Genomic DNA, 17,987 nt, shown 5'->3' with positions numbered 1-17,987 from the left:
CGCGAGAGAAAAATTCAACGTGGACGTCATCAGGGCGCGCCGCGCCGCGGGATGGGCGAGATCTCCACGCGACGGTTCTTCGCCCGGTTCTCGCTTGTGTCGTTGGGCGCCACCGGGTGCCGCTCGCCGAAACCGGCCGCGAACAGCGCCGTGTCGGGAACACCGCCCACAGCGAGCGCGCGCGTCACCGTGAGCGCGCGCTGCGCCGAGAGCTCCCAGTTGTCGGCATAGCCACGGGACGAGCTCGTAAGGGGCCGGTCGTCCGTGAAGCCGCTCACCATGATGAGCTCGTCATGGTGGGCCAGGTACGCCTTGAGCGGATCGGCCAGGGCGCGGAGCAGCGCGATGCCCTCCGGTTGAAGCTCGGCCGAGTTGAGCTCGAACAGGATGCTCCCGCGGATCCCGATGCGCCCCTCCGTCAGCGTGATCCTGCCCTCGGCGAGCGGTCCGGCCAGGGCGCGCTCGAGCGTCTCCAGGCGCGCGCGCTCCGTTGCGCGGGTGGCACGCTCGGCGGCCAGATCGCGGGCCAGGTCGACCTGGAACGAGATCGCCCAGACGAAAAAGAGCACGAAGAGGCCGAAGAGGCAGGCCATGAGGTCGCCGAAGACGGGCCACACCGCCGCCTGCTCGGGCGCCTCGTCCTCGGCCGACATCAGGGACATCGCTCGGCTCTCGCGGCGGGCGCCAGGGCGGAGACCGGCGCGCTCTCACGGCAATCCGTGGAGCGGACGACCTCGGGGCGCGAGGCGCCAGGAGCAGACGGAGGCGAGGAGCGGCCCATCAGCTCGTCCTGCTCCTCAGCGCCCGCAGCTCCGCGAAGAGCTCGCGCTGGAACTGCAGCGAGTGATCGAAGACCTCGCGGGTCTGGTCGAGGTAGGCGCCGAGGAGGTCCGTCGCCTCGCCGTGCTCACGTCGCTCGATCGCGTCCTCGATCGCGCCGAGGCTGTTCAGCCAGCGATCGCTGGCGTCGCGGTAACGGTCGACAGCGACGGTGAACATCTCGGCCACGGCCGTCATCTCGGCGCCGCCGGCGCGCACGAGCTCCGACGCCTCGCGCGCCACCGCCGCGGTCGCCTCGAGGCTCTCCCCGAGCCCGCGGGCGTGGGCGCTGAGCCGCTCGGCCAGCCCGTCGGCCGCCTCCCGCCGCGCGCCGTCGAGCCGCTCCTCGAACGCCAGGAGCCGCGCCGCCTGCTCCGCCAGCAGCGCCCGCGCCGCCTCGCCCAGCGCCGCCACCCGCGCCTCGGCCCGCTCCTCGCGCTCCGCCGCGCCCCGCTCCGCCGCCTCCGCCAGCGCCGCCACACGCTCGGCCTGCTCCCGCGCGCTGCCCCACATCCCCGCCGTCGCCTCCGACAGCCTCTCCAGCAGCGCGTCCAGCCGCGCGTCCCGCGCCGCGTCCGCCTCCGCCCGCGCCGACAGCCGCTCCGACGCCTCCCCGATCAGCCGCGCCGCCGCCTCCGGCGCCGCCTGCGCCGCGCGCGCCGCCTCCGTCAGCGGCCCCGCCAGCGCCTCGCCCAGCGCCCTCAGGTGCGCCGCGCGCGCCGCGTCCTGCTCCGCCTGCCGCGACGCCGCTTCCGCGCCCCGCGCCGCCTGCGCCTGCTCCAGACGCTCGATCGCCTCCCCCACCACCCCGGCCAACCGCTCCGCCTGGCCCTCCAGCCGCGACGCCGACGCGGTCTCGAGCTCGCGCCGGCGCGCCGCAGCCTCCCGGTCGAGCCGCTCGAAGCGCTTCGCCGCGCCCTCCTCCATCCGCTCCAGCCGCGACGCGACGCCCCCTTCCGTCCGCTCCAGCCGCGACGCGACGCCCTCTTCCATCCGCTCCAGCCGCTCGCCAAGGCCGCTGGCGTGGGCGCTGAGCCGCTCGGCCAGCCCGTCGGCCGCCTCCCGCCGCGCGCCGTCGAGCCGCTCCTCGAACGCCAGGAGCCGCGCCGCCTGCTCCGCCAGCAGCGCCCGCGCCGCCTCGCCCAGCGCCGCCACCCGCGCCTCGGCCCGCTCCTCGCGCTCCGCCGCGCCCCGCTCCGCCGCCTCCGCCAGCGCCGCCACACGCTCCGCCTGCTCCCGCGCGCTGCCCCACATCCCCGCCGTCGCCTCCGACAGCCTCTCCAGCAGCGCGTCCAGCCGCGCGTCCCGCGCCGCGTCCGCCTCCGCCCGCGCCGACAGCCGCTCCGACGCCTCCCCGATCAGCCGCGCCGCCGCCTCCGGCGCCGCCTGCGCCGCGCGCGCCGCCTCCGTCAGCGGCCCCGCCAGCGCCTCGCCCAGCGCCCTCAGGTGCGCCGCGCGCGCCGCGTCCTGCTCCGCCTGCCGCGACGCCGCCTCCGCGCCCCGCGCCGCCTGCGCCTGCTCCAGACGCTCGATCGCCTCCCCCACCACCCCGGCCAACCGCTCCGCCTGGCCCTCCAGCCGCGACGCCGACGCGGTCTCGAGCTCGCGCCGGCGCGCCGCAGCCTCCCGGTCGAGCCGCTCGAAGCGCTTCGCCGCCCCCTCCTCCATCCGCTCCAGCCGCGACGCGACGCCCCCTTCCGTCCGCTCCAGCCGCGACGCGACGCCCTCTTCCATCCGCTCCAGCCGCTCGCCCAGGCCGCTGGCGTGGGCGCTGAGCCGCTCGGCCAGCCCGTCGGCCGCCTCCCGCCGCGCGCCGTCGAGCCGCTCCTCGAACGCCAGGAGCCGCGCCGCCTGCTCCGCCAGCAGCGCCCGCGCCGCCTCGCCCAGCGCCGCCACCCGCGCCTCGGCCCGCTCCTCGCGCTCCGCCGCGCCCCGCTCCGCCGCCTCCGCCAGCGCCGCCACACGCTCGGCCTGCTCCCGCGCGCTGCCCCACATCCCCGCCGTCGCCTCCGACAGCTTCTCCAGCAGCGCGTCCAGCCGCGCGTCCCGCGCCGCGTCCGCCTCCGCCCGCGCCGACAGCCGCTCCGACGCCTCCCCGATCAGCCGCGCCGCCGCCTCCGGCGCCGCCTGCGCCGCGCGCGCCGCCTCCGTCAGCGGCCCCGCCAGCGCCTCGCCCAGCGCCCTCAGGTGCGCCGCGCGCGCCGCGTCCTGCTCCGCCTGCCGCGACGCCGCCTCCGCGCCCCGCGCCGCCTGCGCCTGCTCCAGACGCTCGATCGCCTCTCCCACCACCCCGGCCAACCGCTCCGCCTGACCCTCCAGCCGCGCCGCCGACGCGGCGTCCGCCTCCCGCCGTGCGCGCGACTCCTCGTCGAGGCGCCGCTCGACCGCCTGCAGCGCGCCGCCCGCCACCGCGCCGGCGCGGTCCACCGCCTCGACAAGGAGGGGCCTCACCACGCCGGCCGCGACGTCGGCTGTCTGCCGGAGGCCCGACGCGATGTCGCCACGGATCTCGGCCGCGGCCGCCGTGAACGAGGCGGCGGCCTGGCGCGCCCCCTCGACCTGGACGGCCACGAGCCGCTCCTCGAGGCGCTCGAGCCGGGAGGTGGCCTCGCGCAGCGACGCCGCCGCGGCGGGGAGCGCCTCGCCTTGCCGCGCGAGCGCTTCCAGCGCCGCGAGCTGTCGCCCCGCGACCGTCAGCGCCGCGAGCGGGCCCGCCGCGTAGGCCTGGAGCGCGGCCACGGCCGCCGCCTCGGCGCGGCGCGCGATCACGGCGCCGAGCCCCAGCGCCCCCGACGCGGACACGCCCGCCGCCGAGGTGCCGAACGCGCGCGACAGGCCCTGCAGCGGCGCGGCCAGGCTCCCCCGCAGCGCGTCGACGTCGGCGCTCAGGGTCAGCGCCTCGCGCGCCCCTTGCAGCGTCTCGAACAGGCCGAGGAACGTGCCGAGCAGCCCGATCATCACGAGCAGCCCGACGAGGTACGAGGCGAACGTCGCGCCGGCCGGAGCCAGCGCCGCGCCGGCGACCCGCGCCTCGAGCATCGATCGGAGCGGCGCGCTGGTCTGCTCGATCGCCGCCCGCGTCGCCGGCCGCGGCAGCGCGGCGAGCTCGCGCTCGATCCGGGCGGCCCGACCCGCGCGCACGAACAGCTCGAGGGTGCCGAGCGCGAGCCCGAGCGCGATCAGCTGCACGAGGCGGTACGCGAGCGGATCCGTCCCGCGGTAGGCGAGCGCCGCGCGCCCCACCAGGGCGAGACCGACCCCCCCGGTGAGGAGCACCAGGAGCCGCGTCGTCCACTGCCGCGCCGTCGCGAGCCGCATCGTGAAGCCCCTCACGGGCTACGCGGGCGCGCCCGCCGCCGCAGCCCCGTCGACAAGCGCGAGCAGCCGGCCCGCCTCGTGCGCGAGCACCGCCTGGACCACGAGCTCCATGCGCTGGAGCTCCCGGCCGAGCCACTGCTCCCGCGCGAACCAGCCCGCCACGTGCTCGATCTCGACCACCTCCGGCAGCGCGACAACGGCCGCGCGGAGGCCCCGCGCGAAGGCGCGCGCGAGCCCGGGGACGAGCTCGGCGAGGGCGCGCTCGCGCCGCTTCTGGGTGGCGGCGGCGATCACCGCGTCGAACCGCTCGAGCCGCGCGGCGTCCGGGCCGAGCGCCCGCAGCGACGGCGCGAGCTCCTCGCGCAGCGTGCGCGTCTCGAGCCGGATGCGGCCGAGGGCGCGGCTTGTGAGCTCGCCGAACGGCTCCCAGAGCTGGCCGACCGCGGACGCGAGCGGGCGTCCGCCGCGCGCCGCCCGCTCGTGCGCGGCGCGCGCGGACAGCACCCCGGTCAGCTCCAGCGTCGCGAGCACCGCCGCCGCGTCGGGCAGCTTGTTCCGCCGGTGGAACGGCGTGGCGAACACGTGGTCGAGCGCCGCCGCGAGCTCACCGAGGCGATCCGCGGCGAGCGCCCGGACCTCGGCGCGCGCGCCTTCGGCCGCCGGCGGGGGCGGCGCGGCGGGGCGGTCGAGGATCGAGAGCTCGCGCGCGAGCGAGACGCTGCCGTGCAGATCCATGAGCCCGGCGAGGACCGCCGCAGGATCGGAGAGCTCCGCGAGCGGCGCGCGCGTCCCCTCCTCCACCAGCGCCGCGACAGCGGCGGCGAGGGGGCGCGAGGTCAAAGGCCCGGGCCGCGAGGACCCGGCTCCGGGGTGAAGCATTCGCACGGCCGGGCGTTGTTAGCCGTCGCGGCGCGGAGCCGCAAGCCTGTCCGTCGGGCCTCACGCCCGTCACGCCTCGCGCCCGTCGCGCCTCATCGGCTCGCCGGCGCCGGCGCGTTCGTGGCCCACAGCGCGAAGGAGAGCTGGTCGGCCCCCTTCGCGACGGCCGCCTTGATGAGGTCCGCGCCGCCGTGCCCGGCGTTCCGCTCGATGCGGAGCAGGACCCGGCCGCCCGAGCTCGCCGCCTGGAGCGCCGCGGCGAACTTGCGCGCGTGCATCGGATCGACCCGATCGTCGCTGTCGGCCGACAGCAGGAGGACCTCCGGGTACCTCGTTCCCGGCTTGATGCGGTGATAGGGCGAGTAGGCGTAGAGCGCCTTGAGCTGCTCCGGATCGTCGGCGGACCCATACTCGCTGATCCACGTCTTGCCGGACCCGAACAGGTGGTATCGGACCATGTCGAGCAGGGGGACGCCGCAGAGGACGGCCCCGAACAGATCTGGCCGCTGGGTGAGCGCGGCGCCGACGAGCAGGCCGCCGTTCGAGCCGCCCTGGATGGCCAGCCGCTCCGGCTGCGTATATCCCTCGCGGACCAGGTGCTCCGCGGCGGCGATGAAGTCGTCGAAGACGTTCTGCTTCTTGAGCAGCATGCCGTCCCGGTGCCACGCCTCGCCGTACTCGCCGCCGCCGCGCAGGTTCGCCACCGCGTACACGCCGCCCCGCTCGAGCCACGGATACATCGAGGCGGTGAACGAGGGGGTCTGCGACATCTGGAACCCTCCGTAGCCGTAGAGCAGCGCGCGCGAGCTCCCGTCCTTCTTCATGTCCTTGCGACGGACGATGAACATCGAGATCTTCGTGCCGTCCTTGGACGGGAAGAAGGTCTGCTCGACGGTGAACGGCGACGGGTCGACAGGCACCTCGATGCGCGCGTAGAGCGCGGCCTGGCCCGTCTTGATCGAGGTCGCGTGGATCTCCGGGGGCGAGGTGTAGGACTCGAACGAGAAATACGCCTCGTCCTCGTCGGGCAGCCCGGACGGGCCGCCCACGGTGCCGATACCGGGCAGCGGGACCTCGCGGACGAGCTTGCCGTCGAGCGAGCGCACCTCGACCCGGCTGGAGGCGTCCTTGAGGTAGCCCAGCGCGAGGTGCCCACCCAGGATGGAGAAGCTGTCCAGGATGGCGTCAGGGCGCTCCGGGACGATCTCCTTCCACGCGGCGCGCTCCGGCCGGGCCGGGTCGACCTCGAAGAGGCGGTAATGGGGCGCGCCCTCGTCGGTGTGGACGTAGAACCGATCCTTGTAGACCTCGACGCTGTAGTGCGCGTCGCGCCCGACGGCGAGCGGCCTGTCCACGGCCTGCCCGCCCGGCCTGCGGAGATCGCGAAAGTAGACGTCGGTCGAGGTCCACCCGTGGGCGACGGTGAGCACGAGGAAGCGGCCATCCTTGGACAGGGCCGCGCCGAGGAAGGTCTTCGGATCGCCCGTCCTGCCGCGCACCACGCGATCCTGCTTCGGATCCTGGCCGAGCCGGTGGAAGCGCACCTCGGCGTAGCCGGGCCGATCGGCGACCGGGATCGACGGGTCGGTGGGGAGCCAGACGTAATAGAAGCCGTCGCCGGAGGGCGTCCACGACGCGTACGCGTACTTGCCCCCTTCGATGACGTCCACCTCGGAGCGCTTGCCGGACGCGACATCCATCACATGCAGGGTCGCTTCATCCGAGTTGTTCTTCTGGATCTTGTAGGCGACGTTCTTGCCATCCCACGAGACTTCCCACCCGCCCAGCGAGACGCTGCCGTCGTCAGACCAGCTGTTCGGGTCGAGCAGCGGGCGCTCCTCGCCGCCCTTTCCTTCCTTCCAGTAGACAATCGACTTCTCTTTCGTCGCGTGCCTCCGGCTCAGGAAGTATCGGCCCCGGCGGTGGCGCGGCGCGGAGACCGTGTCGATGTAGAAGAGCTGCTTGAGCCTCGACGCGATCGCGTCCCGCTCGGGGAGCCGCGCGAGCTCGGCGCGCGTGAACGCGTCCTGAGCCTGCATCCACTCCTTCACCTCCGGCGCATCGCCCTTTTCGAGCCAGCGGTACGGATCGGTGATCTCGACTCCATGGACGGCGTACTTCACCGGAACGGCGCGGGTGGGCGGGTACGCGGGGCGGTCAGGGGCGGCGGGCGGCGGCGCGGCGCTGGCCGCAGCGGGGAGCAGTGAGGAGCTTGCGGTCATGGTGGGACCCGATCGGTGTGCCTCGGAGCCTCCGCAGGCGCCAGCGAGAAGCGCCGTGAGGAGCAGGCAGGGGGAGGCCTTCATGGTGCGACAAGCATACCGTGCCCCGGCCGACAGGGCAGGCGAGTTCGCGGCGTGCTCGGTCGAACGCGCTTCTCATGCGCGACGAGGCTCTGGTATGAACCGTGGGATGCTGCCGGCCATGGGCCGGGAGGTCATGTGGAAGACCTGGAATCTCCGACAGCAGGAGGTGTTCCGCACCTCGTCGACGCCCCTCATCGATGGTGTGGAGCGGCGCGCTCACGCTGCCGATGGTGGGCATCCGGCAGGGCAGAGCGCGCCCGGTCGGAGCGGTCATCGAGAGCAGATCGACGCCCTCCAGGAGGATTCCAGTGGCGCTGAACGACGTACAGCACTTCTTCGTGCTCATGCTCGAAAATCGATCGTTCGACCACATCTTCGGTCTCTCTGGCATCTCGGGCATCAGCGCGACGACCGGGCAGAGGGTCAGCGTCGACGGGCTCATTGGCAAGAGGTTCTTCGTCAAGAACAGGTCGGGCGAGCTGGTTCAGATCGACGAGAACATCAACCGCGCCCTGAACCGCCTGACACGCGATATCCCCCATGAGCTCGGGGACGTGAAGCGGCAGCTCTGTGGGCCGAGCCATCATGGGCCCTACTCCGATCGGAACATCACGATGGACGGCTTCATCGCGGACCGAGACGGCACGGACCCGACCATGGAGGATGCCGTTCGTTGCGTCGGGCCAGGTCACCTCCGGGTGCTGACCTCGCTTGCCAAGGAGTTCGTCGTCTGCGACCGCTGGTTCAGCTCCGTGCCGGGGCCGACGTTTCCGAACCGCATGTTCGCCCATGCAGCCACGTCGGGTGGAATCGCCGACAGCCCGGGCCATGGGCAGATCGCGCTGCGCACCATCGACGGCTACGACTTCAGGAACGGCCACATCTTCGGTCGGCTCCGTCAGAAGCGCATCCCGTGGACCATCTTCGTGCATGATCGCGTCGAGAACATGAGCGTCCTCCTGGATGGCATCTCCGCGTTCGGAGCCGAGATGAAGGAGTTCTCGCAGTTCGCGTGGGAGCTGCAGAAGAGGCCGTTCCTGCCGCGGTACGTCTTCATCGAGCCGCGCTACGACGCCATCTTGAGCGACTTTTCCCGAGGGAACTCGATGCACCCCATCAGCGATATGATGAGCGCCGAGGCCCTCGTGAAGGACGTCTATGAAGCGATCCGGGCGTCGCCGCACGTATGGCAGCGCAGCGCGCTCATCATCGTCTTCGACGAGCACGGCGGGTTCTTCGACCATGTCCCGCCGCCCGCGGCGCCGGCGCCGGAGGATGGCTCCGCGAGCGGCGCGTTCGACTTCAAGCGGCTGGGGCCGCGCGTGCCGGCCGTGATCATCTCTCCGCTCATCCCCAAGAATCGCGTCGATAGCACGGTCTATGATCACACGTCGATCCTGAAGACCCTCGCGCTGCGCTTCGGACTGGCGCACCTGACGAAGCGGGACGCGAGCGCCAATGCGCTGGAGCACCTCTTCACCTTGAGCTCCGCACGACGCGACACACCGGAGCGGCTGCCGGATCCGCTGGCGCCTAGTCCGCGGAGTCGATCCATCCCCGAGATAGCCGCCGGCGCCGGGCACGTCGGAGCAGCCGTCGGACCGTTCGTGCTCGCAGCAGCCGCGGTGAACGCGGAGCTCGAGGGGCCGGACGCGTGGGATTCGATCAAGGACGAAGTGCGCTCGCTCGATGGGCGATCCCAGAACGAGGTCGCCCATTACGTCACACGCGTGAGGAGCGATGCGTCGGTCACCGTGGGAGCGACGGCGCCGCGCGGGACGCGGAGCCGCGGCGTCGACTTCGGGGGCATGAGCGACGTGAGCATGTTCGCGGCCCGGACCGAGGGCTTCACGCGGCGCGACGAGGTCGAGGAACGCCATGCAGAGGCGTGGCGCCTCGGGATCAGCCAGGCGGAGCTCCGCGCGATAGAAGCGCTCCGGGGAGAGGGCGGGCAAGACAGGCACGATGACGGCACCCGAGTCGCCCAGGCAGGTGGCGACCAAGGTACCAGCGAAGCCCGTGAAGAGGTCGGCTGAGGATCGCGCGTGACATGACGGTAGGTGCGCCCGGCGACCCGGCGTGTGGGCGCGCCGGACCGGTGCGCGGGGGCAAGGCGCGACCGCGCGCGCCGAGGGCTCCGCGCCCGTCTGCGATGAACCGCCAGATTGCGATGCCGGGGCCCCCGTCATCGTATAGGAAAGGGAGCCCATGGCGACGCCTCTCCCCCTCCAGCGCGCGGCCGCGCTTCCGGCGCTGCTTGGCCTCAGCCTGCTCCACGCCACCGCCGCGGCGCAGCCGGCGCCGTCCGGAGGGACGCCCGCCGCCGACCCGCTCTTCGCCCCCAGGCCAGCGGTGCGGCGCGCCGGGTTCACCGCAGGGATCGCCGGCGGCCTGTCGCTCGGGAGCGCCGCCGGATTCCCGAACGATGTTCAGAAGATAGGATTCCAGCGACACTACACCGAGACAGGCGTCGGGATCGGCGGCGGGGGTTACGTCTGGCTCGGCGGCGTGCTCGCGGACTGGCTCACGTTCGGCGGCGCGTTCGGCGGGCACGCCCTGAGCGCCGCGGACCATGGCTCCCTGGCCGGCGGGTTCATGTTCCACACCGAGGTATTCCCGCTCTTCTCGCTGGGGAAGCGCTGGAGAGAGGTGGGTGTCATCTTCGACGCCGGCACCGGCGTGGCCTACACGACCCCGGACGACAGCGACACCGACGTCATCGACGGCGCTCTCCCGGCTCGCATCGGAGGCGGCGTGTTCTACGAGGGGATCCGGCTCTGGAAGGTGTCGATGGGGCCGTGGCTCTACGCCGATTACACCTGGAGCACGTCCGTACGCCAGCCAGGCTTCTACCTGGGCTGGCGCACCGCCCTTTACACCGGCCCTTGAGCCGACCGCCGCCGCCACAGGCCGAGCGCTCCTGGCGCCGCGATCGCAGCGCTCCCCGCACCATGCTACGCTTGCAGTTCCGGCGGCGGCCGCCGCACGAGCACCTCCCGCGTCGGCGGCGCCAGCGTGAGCCGGATCCCGCGCCGGATGAGCTGCATCGCCGCGAAGGACACCGCGCCCACCAGGATCTTCCGCCCGATCTCGCGCGGCACGCTCGGCTTCCCGCGCGGCGCCACCCAGTCCGGGTGCCGCCAGAAGCGGACGAGCGCGCGGACCCGCTGGCCCCGCAGCCGCTCGCCGCGCGCCCGCGCCCCCCGGACCAGCGCGATCACCGCCGCGCCGCCCACGATCGCGAGCAGGAGCCCTCCGGTGGCCACCCCGGCGCCGTGCCGGCGCACCTGGGTCTTCACGTCGAGCAGCGCGTGGCGCCGCCGATCGATCACCTCGATCGTGTGCAGCAGCCGGTCGCGCAGCTCGTCCGCCTTCCGCTCGAACTCCTCCCGCTGGCCGTTCAGCCCCTTCATACGACGCGCTCCCGGACCAGCCGGACGTCCGACCCGAGCCGGCCGCGCGTCCGCTCGAGCGGCTTCCTCGGCGCGCGCTCGTAGCCCACGATGCCCACCACGATCGCCAGCGCGATCAGCGCGAGCCCGATCAGCAGCGCCGGGAGCGGCCCCGGCGAGATCGCCAGCGCGATCGCGACGAGCACCAGCGCCACCCCGAGCAGCGCCGCGGCAGCCGCCACGCCGATCGCGACACCCGACGCCTTCGCCCGCGAGATCTCCTGGTTGATCTCGTCGCGCGCCAGCGCGACCTCGACCTCTATCAGCTCCCTGGCCTCGACGATCGCCTCCTTGACGAGATCGGCCGTCGAGCTCTCGGGCCTGGGATCCAACTGCCTCATGGGACACCTCTCCGCCTCACAGGGTGAACGCGCTCGGGAGCGGAGCAGACAGCCGCCGGCACACGGAATGCCGCGGAGCCCCCGCCACCGACCCGCGCCACGCGGTGCATACGGCGCGCCAGCCCCATCCTCGCGAAGGCGCGCGCGCGCTGCGCGGCCGCCGCCCAGTCTCCGCCCCGCCCCGCGCGGCGGGCGATCAGGGCAGGACGCCGGAGACGACGCGCTCGTGCCCGCCGTAGTCGAGGCTCCTCGTGACGTCGACGAGCCCCGCCGCCGCGAAGAGCTCGGCGACCTCGCCCGCCTTGCCGGCCTCGACCTCCACCGCCAGCACGCCGCCGCCGGCGAGCAGCGCCGGCGCGCCCGCGACGATGCGGCGCGTGAAGGCGAGCCCGTCGGGCCCCCCCGCCAGCGCGAGGTGCGGCTCGTAGCCGCGGATGTCGATCTGCAGCGCGGCCACGTCCTGGTCCGGGATGTACGGCGGGTTCGCCGTGATCAGATCGAAGCGGAGGCCGGACGGCACGCCGGCGAAGAGATCCGAGCGCAGGAACCCCGCGTTGACGGCGCCGAGGCGGAGCGCGTTCTCGCGGGCGACGGCGAGCGCCCCGTCCGAGATGTCGATCCCGAGGACGCGGCTGGTGGGCCGCTCGCAGGCGAGGCTCACCGCGACGCAGCCGGACCCGGTGCACAGATCGAGCACGCGCGCGGAGAGCGCGACGTGCCTCGTCCGGGCGAGGCCGACCTCGACAAGGATCTCGGTGTCGGGGCGCGGGATGAGCACGCGCGGATCGACGCGGAACGGGCGGCCGTAGAACTCCCGCACACCGAGCAGGTAGGCGACCGGCTCGCCGGCGCGGCGGCGCTGGTGCAGGTCCCGGTAGGCGGCGAGCTCGTCCCTGTCGAGCGGCCGCTCGGCGTCGATGAGCAGCCCGACGCGATCGATGCCCAGCACCTTGCCGAGCAGGAGCTCGGCGTCGAGGCGCGCCGAGGACGCGCCGCGCTTCCTCAGATCGCCCGAGGCCCAGGCGATCACGCGGCGGATCGTCCAGGGCTCGTTCTGCGGCTCGACGTCGGGCTTTGTCACGGGAGCGGGGCGGCGACGGCGTCGCGGACAGCGGCGGAGACGACGGCCTCGACCTCGGCGTGGACCGCGTCGCGGTCCGCGACCGAGCGGGCCTCGAACCGCAGCACCAGGATCGGACCGGTGTTCGAAGCGCGGCAGAGGCCCCAGGCCCCGCCGCCGAAGTCGATGCGCGCGCCGTCGATGTCCACCACCGGACGGACGCGGCGGAAGTGCTCGGTCACGCGGCGCACGACCTCGAACTTCACGGCGTCGGGGCAGTCGACCCGGATCTCGGGGGTGGCGAAGGTCAGGGGCACGTCCGCGAGCAGCTCGCCGAGCGGCCGTTGCTCCCGGGCCACGATCTCGAGCAGGCGGACCGTCGCGTAGACCGCGTCGTCGAACCCGAACCACCGGTCGGCGAAGAACATGTGCCCGCTCATCTCGCCCGCGAGCACGGCGCCCTCCTCTTTCATCTTGGTCTTGATGAGCGAATGGCCCGTCTTCCAGAGGATGGGGCGCCCTCCGCGCGCGGCGATGTCCGCGTAGAGCGTCTCGGAGCACTTCACCTCGCCGATCACGGCCGAGCCGGGGCGCTCCGCGAGGAGCGACCGCGCGAACAGGAGCAGCAGCTTGTCCCCCCAGATCACCTCGCCGCGCTCGTCGACGACGCCGACCCGGTCGCCGTCGCCGTCCCACGCGACGCCGAGCGCGGCGCCTGTCGAGAGCACGCGGGCGCGGAGCGCCTCGAGGTTCTCGGGCACCGTCGGGTCCGGGTGGTGGTTCGGGAACCGGCCGTCGATGTCGCAGAAGAGCGCGTCCGGCGAGAAGCCGAGCGCCGTGAGCGTGCGGACGCCGAGCGGGCCGGCCGCGCCGTTGCCGGCGTCCACCACGAAGCGGACGTCGGTGCGGGACAGGCGGGCCGCGGCGCGCACCGCGTCGATGTAGTCGGCCGCGAGGTCGACCTCGGTGAGCGCGCCGCCTCCCGCCGCACCTGCGGCGCCCAGGCCCTCCTCGATGGCATCGGCGAGCCCCTGGATCTCCTGGCCGAAGAACGAGGCCTTGCCGCGCATGAGCTTGAACCCGTTGTCCGGCGCCGGGTTGTGGCTCGCCGTGATCATGATCGCGCCGTCCGCGTGCAGGTGGTGCGCCGCGAAGTAGAGCAGCGGCGTCGGCCCGACGCCGGCCGAGATCACGTCGGCGCCGCCCGCGCGCAGGCCGTCCGTGAGCGCGGAGAACAGCCGGTCGCTCGAGAGGCGGCCGTCGCGGCAAACGGCGACCCGAGGACGGGGCCCGTTGGCCGACCGGGTGACGAGGTGCGATTCGAGGGAGGTCTGCAGGAGGCCGGCGAACGCGGCGCCGAGCTCACGGGCAAGCTCGCTGCTGAGGTCGCGCTCGGCGTCGCCGCGGATGTCGTACTCGCGGAAGATGGTTCGGGGGACCTTCATGGACCACGCGGAGGAGCGCCCGTGCCGCGCTGCAGCGCGGGGCCGACGCCAAGGGTGCTCTGACACAGCGCAATCGTGGGTGAAACGAAAAACGCTCGCCACGGCGCCGGCTCGTCGGCTCGTCGGCTCGTCAGTCCGTCCGTCGGTCCGTCGGTCCGTCGGATTGCGTTCCTGGCCGCCGGCCGGGTAAGTTGGGCCCCGTGGAGCCCAGGACCGCATGATGACGCGCGCACAGAGAACCGGCCTCGCTGCCATGCTGGCCGTCTCCGCGTGCCTCGCCTGCAGCGAGGCCGCCCGGGCGGCGGAGCCGTCGCCCGCCGCCCTGCCGATCACCGTCGTCGCCCTCCGGACCGACGACGCGTACGACCAGGCAGGCGCGCTGACCCAGGCGCTCCGCTCCGCCGTCAAGGAGACCCCGGGGTGGTCGGTCGGCGAGGGGGATTTCTCGCTGGAGGTCCTGACGCTCTCGCTGCAGTGCGAAGATGTGCCCGACGCGGGCTGCCAGACGCGCATCGCCGACCAGATCAAGAGCGACCGCTATCTCTGGGGCGTGCTCCACAAGAGCGACACCAACGTGGAGGGCGCCCTGCACCTCTGGACCCGCGGGAAGCCGGTCAGGAGCGTCCCGGTGAAGCACAGCGCGAACCTCACCGAGGCCAACGACGAACCGCTCCGCAAGATCGCGGCGGACGCGGTCGCGGCGCTGACCGGCGGGCAGCCGGAGGGCTCGCTCCGCGTGAGGACGGGCGCCGCGCAGGCGAGCGTCCTCATCGACGGGAAACCGGCCGGCAACGTGCAGAACGGCGAGGCGACCTTCACGGTCACGGCCGGGCCGCACAGGGTGCGCGTCAAGTCGTCCGGCTACCTCGACTCCGAGGCGTCGGTCGTGGTCCTGCCCGTGGCCACGACCGACGTCGCGCTCAGCCAGATGCCCGCCGAGCCGTCGCAGTCCAACTGGAAGCGGATGGGCGGGTTCATCGGCCTCGGCGCCGGGGCGGTGTTCGGGACCGTCGCCGTCATCAGCTCGGTCCAGGTCGCGAGCATCCAGGGCGACCCGCGGTACACGGCCTACCGAGGGCTGTTCCTCACCGAGGTCGAGGACGTGTGCGCGCCCGCGCAGCGCGAGGCCATCCGGAGCGACGTCACCGCCGACACGAGGACGGCCGACGCGGGCATCCGGCTCTGCGAGAGGACGGACACGTTCATGGGGCTCCAGTACGTCTTCTACCCGCTGGCGGTGGTCTCCGCGGGCCTCGGCGCCTACCTGTTCGTGACGAGCGACAGCCGGAGCGGGGAGCGCACCGGCTGGACCGTGCAGCCCAGCATCGGCCTCGACGCGGGCAGCCTCGACGTGACGTACCGCTGGTGAGCCCCGCCCTTCGTTCCGCTCGTCGGGAGCCCGGCCAGAGGCGACGATCATGCGGGTGATCGCCGGCCGGCTCGGCGGACGGAGGCTCGCCGCGCCGCGCGGCGAGGGCACGCGGCCGACCGCGGATCGCGTGCGCGAGGCGCTCTTCTCCTCGCTCGGCGACGTCACCGGCGCGCTCATCTGCGACATCTACGCCGGCACCGGCGCGCTCGGCATCGAGGCGCTCTCGCGCGGCGCGCGGCGCGCGGTCTTCGTCGAGAGCGGCCGGCCCGCGCTCGCCACGCTCCGCGAGAACCTCGCCGCGCTCGGCCTCGCCGAGGCGGCGCGCGTCGTCCCGCTCCCTGTCGAGCGCGCGCTCGATCTGCTCCGCGACGAAGGCCCCTTCGATCTCGCGCTGCTCGATCCGCCCTACGCCGCCCTGACCCAGGCCGCCGCCGCGGCCGCGCGCCTCGCCGGGCCGCTCGGCCTGCTCGCCCCGACCGGGCGCCTCGTCCTCGAGCACGCGCGCCGCGATCCTTCCCCGGAGATCGCCGGGCTCACCTGCGCTGCGGTCCGCACCTACGGTGACACCGCGGTGTCGTTCTACACGCGCTGAGCCGTCTCCAGGCGCTCGACGCGCGCCGAGCAGCGCGCCGGGGCAGCCCGCTGCGCGCACCGGATACCCCGCCTGCGCGCCGAGCAGCCGTCCGCGCGGACCCAACATGTTCATCCGTGGCGCATCCAGTTTCCTGGCGCGCTTCCCTGCCCGCCCTTGTAGACTCGCCCCGCCGGACGCGCCCGCGTCTCGGCTCCGGCACACGATGGCCCCGCCGAAGCGGCCGGCCCCCGCGCGCCTCTCCGGGAGGACTTCTCAACGTGTCCGCATCGATGCCCCCGTCGTCCCAGCAGATCCCGGGCAAATCGGGTAATCCTGGGCCTTACATCGCAGGAATGGTCGTCCTTGCCGCGCTCATGGCGGGCCTGCTTTACTGGAAGCTGCGCCCGGAGCCGGACGCGTCGTCCGCGGCGCCCACCGCCGCTGCCCGCACCGAGACGAAGTCCGCGGATCCGCCGCCGCTCTTCGCGCCCCCCCCGCCGCCGCCCATCGACGAGGTCGAGGATGCCGGCGTGGACGCTGGCAAGGTCGCGTCGGGGCAGGGCCCGGCCACGGCCGGCAAGTCGCCTTGCTCCGGCAAGTGCGGCGACGGCGCCAGCTCGCCCGCGCTCGACTCCGCCGTCCTCGGGCTCGCCCGCTCGGCGCAGGGTTGTTATAACCGCGCACTGCGCACCTCGGAGGTCTCCGGCAAGCTGACGGTGAGCGTGCAGGTCGCCTCGACGGGCGCGGTGTGCAGCGCCTCGATTCTCAACGATACGGTGGGATCGGGCGAGATTGCGTCTTGCGTCCTTGGACGTTTCCGCGGCAAATCACTGCCTCCGCCGCAGAGCGGATGCGTCGTGGTGAACGTTCCGATCAACTTCACCATCAAGCAATAGGAAGCCGTCGATGCGAATGCTCCCCCTCCGGATGGCCAGCTTGCTCCTCCTCGCGCTCGCGCTGCCGAGCGCCGCGTGCCGCGTCGAGGAAGGCACCACCCCGACCTGCACCGACAACCTCGACAGCGAGCAGGGAATCGTGGACGACCCGGATGGGTGCCATCGGCTCCCGTACTGCATGGTGAACGGCGCGCAGGCGGACCCCGCGGAGTGCTGCAAGAACGCAGAGGGCCTGGTCAACCCGGAGTGCGCCAGGGGGTATGCGTCCCTGACCTCCTCGGCCAGCACGACGTCGGCGAGCAGCTCGGGGGGCGACGGCGGCTCGGGGGGCGACGGCGGCTCGGGGGGCAACGGCGGCTCGGGGGGCGACGGCGGCTCCGGGGGCGACGGCGGCTCGGACGGCGGCGGGGGGAGCGGCGGCTAGGCCGCGCGCATCCATCGCGCCGTGGCGAGGAGTGCCGCTTCCAGCCGGGGGATCCTGCTCTCGGTCGCCTATGATGGGCGCCCGTTCGCGGGCTTCGCCCGCCAGCGCGACCAGCGCACGGTCTCGGGAGAGCTGCTCGGCGCGCTGCGCGCCGTCGACCCGGCCATCCGCGAGATCCGCGGCGCGAGCCGCACCGACGCGGGCGTCCACGCCCACGACCAGCGCGTCGCCTTCGACACGGCGGCGCCGCTGCCGCCGCGCGGCTGGGTCCTCGCGACCGCGCGCCACCTCCCGGACGAGATCGTGATCCGGCGCGCCGCCGTCGTGCGCGTCGGGTACTCGCCCCGCTTCGAGAGCCTCCGCAAGCGCTACCGCTACCTGGTCCTCCGGGATCTGGTCCGCGATCCGTTCCTCGTCCGCCGCGCCTGGCGGGTCGAGGGTCTCACCGACGACGCGATCGAGCGGGCGCGCGCAGAGGCGCCCGCCGCGAAGGGCACCCACGACTTCGCGGCGTTCCGGACGAGCGCGGACGAGCGGACGAGCACGGTGCGCACGCTGTACGGCATCGAGCTGTCGCTCGACCCTGCGGACCCGCGCCTCGTCCGGATCGACGTCGAGGGGAACGCGTTTCTGCACAACATGGTGCGCATCCTTGTCGGCACCTTGATGGACGTGGCGCGCGGCTACCTCGCCCCCGGCGCGATCGCCCGCGCGCTCGCGTCGCTCGACCGGCGCGACGCCGGGATCACGGCGCCGCCGGACGGGCTGTACCTGGAGCACATCCACCTGCGCGACGACGGCCAGGATCCCTGGCCGACCGGCCCGTCGGGCGGGTCCTTGGAGGGCGACGCCGCGCCGGAGGACACCATATCAACGGGCGACGCCGCCCCTGCGGAGCCGGGTGCCGAGACGGACGCCGGGGGCGAGGCGAGCGCGCGGCCCGGGGCGGATGCCGGGCACGAGGCGAGCGCGCGGCCCGGGGCGGGAGCGCCCCTTCTGCCCGATCCGTGACCCGCGCGCTTTCCGCGCGCCAGAAGGTTGCGTTCGCGAGCGCTTCCCGTCTTACCTCTCTTGCCTCGCTGCCGGGCACCCCGCTCCGCG

At 73.9% G+C, this 17,987-nt stretch carries 15 protein-coding genes; 7 read left to right on the top strand and 8 right to left on the bottom strand.

What is annotated here, in order from left to right:
* Positions 1-29 precede the first annotated feature (29 nt).
* From WMF17_RS42215 to WMF17_RS42200, 4 genes are all read right to left on the bottom strand, one after another.
* Positions 30-653, bottom strand: a complete 624-nt coding sequence (locus tag WMF17_RS42215; RefSeq protein ID WP_437604366.1) for an OmpA family protein — start codon at positions 651-653, stop codon at positions 30-32.
* Positions 654-780: 127 nt separating this feature from the next.
* Complete coding sequence (locus tag WMF17_RS42210; protein WP_437599207.1) at positions 781-4,137, bottom strand: hypothetical protein; 3,357 nt, start codon at positions 4,135-4,137, stop codon at positions 781-783.
* Between the two features lie 18 nt (positions 4,138-4,155).
* Positions 4,156-4,977 (bottom strand): hypothetical protein, encoded by an 822-nt coding sequence (locus WMF17_RS42205; protein ID WP_437599206.1) that lies wholly within the window; start codon positions 4,975-4,977, stop codon positions 4,156-4,158.
* A gap of 131 nt (positions 4,978-5,108) precedes the next feature.
* Positions 5,109-7,238, bottom strand: a complete 2,130-nt coding sequence (locus WMF17_RS42200; protein WP_437599205.1) for a prolyl oligopeptidase family serine peptidase — start codon at positions 7,236-7,238, stop codon at positions 5,109-5,111.
* 392 nt (positions 7,239-7,630) lie between these two features.
* On the opposite strand from WMF17_RS42200, the gene WMF17_RS42195 reads away from it, so the two are divergent.
* Both WMF17_RS42195 and WMF17_RS42190 read left to right on the top strand, forming a co-directional pair.
* Positions 7,631-9,358: an alkaline phosphatase family protein gene (locus WMF17_RS42195; RefSeq protein ID WP_437646576.1), complete on the top strand. Its 1,728-nt coding sequence runs from the start codon at positions 7,631-7,633 to the stop codon at positions 9,356-9,358.
* Between the two features lie 172 nt (positions 9,359-9,530).
* A complete protein-coding gene (locus WMF17_RS42190; protein WP_437646575.1) occupies positions 9,531-10,211 on the top strand; it encodes a hypothetical protein in 681 nt (226 codons plus the stop codon).
* A 65-nt stretch (positions 10,212-10,276) separates the two neighbouring features.
* Here the strand turns inward: WMF17_RS42190 and WMF17_RS42185 are convergent, their stop codons facing one another.
* The 4 genes from WMF17_RS42185 to WMF17_RS42170 form a co-directional block, all read right to left on the bottom strand.
* Positions 10,277-10,735, bottom strand: coding sequence for a hypothetical protein (locus tag WMF17_RS42185; protein WP_437599202.1), 459 nt, complete (start codon positions 10,733-10,735; stop codon positions 10,277-10,279).
* Positions 10,732-11,115: a phage holin family protein gene (locus tag WMF17_RS42180; RefSeq protein WP_437599201.1), complete on the bottom strand. Its 384-nt coding sequence runs from the start codon at positions 11,113-11,115 to the stop codon at positions 10,732-10,734. The genes WMF17_RS42185 and WMF17_RS42180 overlap by 4 nt, the downstream gene beginning before the upstream one ends.
* Positions 11,116-11,311: 196 nt before the next feature.
* The gene (prmC, locus tag WMF17_RS42175; protein WP_437646574.1) at positions 11,312-12,196 is read right to left on the bottom strand and encodes a peptide chain release factor N(5)-glutamine methyltransferase; all 885 of its coding nucleotides are present in this window, start codon (positions 12,194-12,196) and stop codon (positions 11,312-11,314) included.
* A complete protein-coding gene (locus WMF17_RS42170; RefSeq protein WP_437646573.1) occupies positions 12,193-13,620 on the bottom strand; it encodes a phosphomannomutase/phosphoglucomutase in 1,428 nt (475 codons plus the stop codon). The genes prmC and WMF17_RS42170 overlap by 4 nt, the downstream gene beginning before the upstream one ends.
* A 253-nt stretch (positions 13,621-13,873) precedes the next feature.
* Between WMF17_RS42170 and WMF17_RS42165 the strand changes: the two genes are divergently transcribed.
* The 5 genes from WMF17_RS42165 to truA all read left to right on the top strand — a co-directional run bounded on the left by WMF17_RS42165 (position 13,874) and on the right by truA (position 17,897).
* Positions 13,874-14,989: a PEGA domain-containing protein gene (locus tag WMF17_RS42165; RefSeq protein WP_437599198.1), complete on the top strand. Its 1,116-nt coding sequence runs from the start codon at positions 13,874-13,876 to the stop codon at positions 14,987-14,989.
* 49 nt (positions 14,990-15,038) lie between these two features.
* Positions 15,039-15,584 carry a 16S rRNA (guanine(966)-N(2))-methyltransferase RsmD gene (rsmD, locus tag WMF17_RS42160; protein WP_437599197.1) on the top strand — a complete coding sequence of 182 codons (546 nt, stop codon included), beginning with the start codon at positions 15,039-15,041 and terminating at the stop codon, positions 15,582-15,584.
* A 260-nt stretch (positions 15,585-15,844) separates the two neighbouring features.
* On the top strand, positions 15,845-16,462 hold the full coding sequence (locus tag WMF17_RS42155) for an AgmX/PglI C-terminal domain-containing protein (protein ID WP_437646572.1): 618 nt from the start codon (positions 15,845-15,847) through the stop codon (positions 16,460-16,462).
* Between the two features lie 10 nt (positions 16,463-16,472).
* A complete protein-coding gene (locus WMF17_RS42150) occupies positions 16,473-16,886 on the top strand; it encodes a hypothetical protein (RefSeq protein WP_437646571.1) in 414 nt (137 codons plus the stop codon).
* 21 nt (positions 16,887-16,907) lie between these two features.
* On the top strand, positions 16,908-17,897 hold the full coding sequence (truA, locus tag WMF17_RS42145) for a tRNA pseudouridine(38-40) synthase TruA (RefSeq protein WP_437646570.1): 990 nt from the start codon (positions 16,908-16,910) through the stop codon (positions 17,895-17,897).
* The last annotated feature ends 90 nt before the right edge of the window (positions 17,898-17,987 follow it).

The sequence above is a fragment of the Sorangium sp. So ce362 genome (assembly GCF_051519845.1).
In the GTDB taxonomy this organism is placed as follows: domain Bacteria; phylum Myxococcota_A; class Polyangia; order Polyangiales; family Polyangiaceae; genus Sorangium.
The sequence above is the reverse complement of the archived record's forward strand: the minus strand, read 5'-3'. Positions and strand labels throughout refer to the sequence as shown.

Coding starts and splice junctions, on each gene's coding strand:
- WMF17_RS42215 (WP_437604366.1), bottom strand. CDS start 653: ATGTCGGCCGAGGACGAGGCGCCCGAGCAGGCGGCGGTGTGGCCCGTC.
- WMF17_RS42210 (WP_437599207.1), bottom strand. CDS start 4,137: ATGCGGCTCGCGACGGCGCGGCAGTGGACGACGCGGCTCCTGGTGCTC.
- WMF17_RS42200 (WP_437599205.1), bottom strand. CDS start 7,238: ATGACCGCAAGCTCCTCACTGCTCCCCGCTGCGGCCAGCGCCGCGCCG.
- WMF17_RS42190 (WP_437646575.1), top strand. CDS start 9,531: ATGGCGACGCCTCTCCCCCTCCAGCGCGCGGCCGCGCTTCCGGCGCTG.
- WMF17_RS42185 (WP_437599202.1), bottom strand. CDS start 10,735: ATGAAGGGGCTGAACGGCCAGCGGGAGGAGTTCGAGCGGAAGGCGGAC.
- WMF17_RS42180 (WP_437599201.1), bottom strand. CDS start 11,115: ATGAGGCAGTTGGATCCCAGGCCCGAGAGCTCGACGGCCGATCTCGTC.
- WMF17_RS42170 (WP_437646573.1), bottom strand. CDS start 13,620: ATGAAGGTCCCCCGAACCATCTTCCGCGAGTACGACATCCGCGGCGAC.
- WMF17_RS42165 (WP_437599198.1), top strand. CDS start 13,874: ATGCTGGCCGTCTCCGCGTGCCTCGCCTGCAGCGAGGCCGCCCGGGCG.
- rsmD (WP_437599197.1), top strand. CDS start 15,039: ATGCGGGTGATCGCCGGCCGGCTCGGCGGACGGAGGCTCGCCGCGCCG.
- WMF17_RS42150 (WP_437646571.1), top strand. CDS start 16,473: ATGCGAATGCTCCCCCTCCGGATGGCCAGCTTGCTCCTCCTCGCGCTC.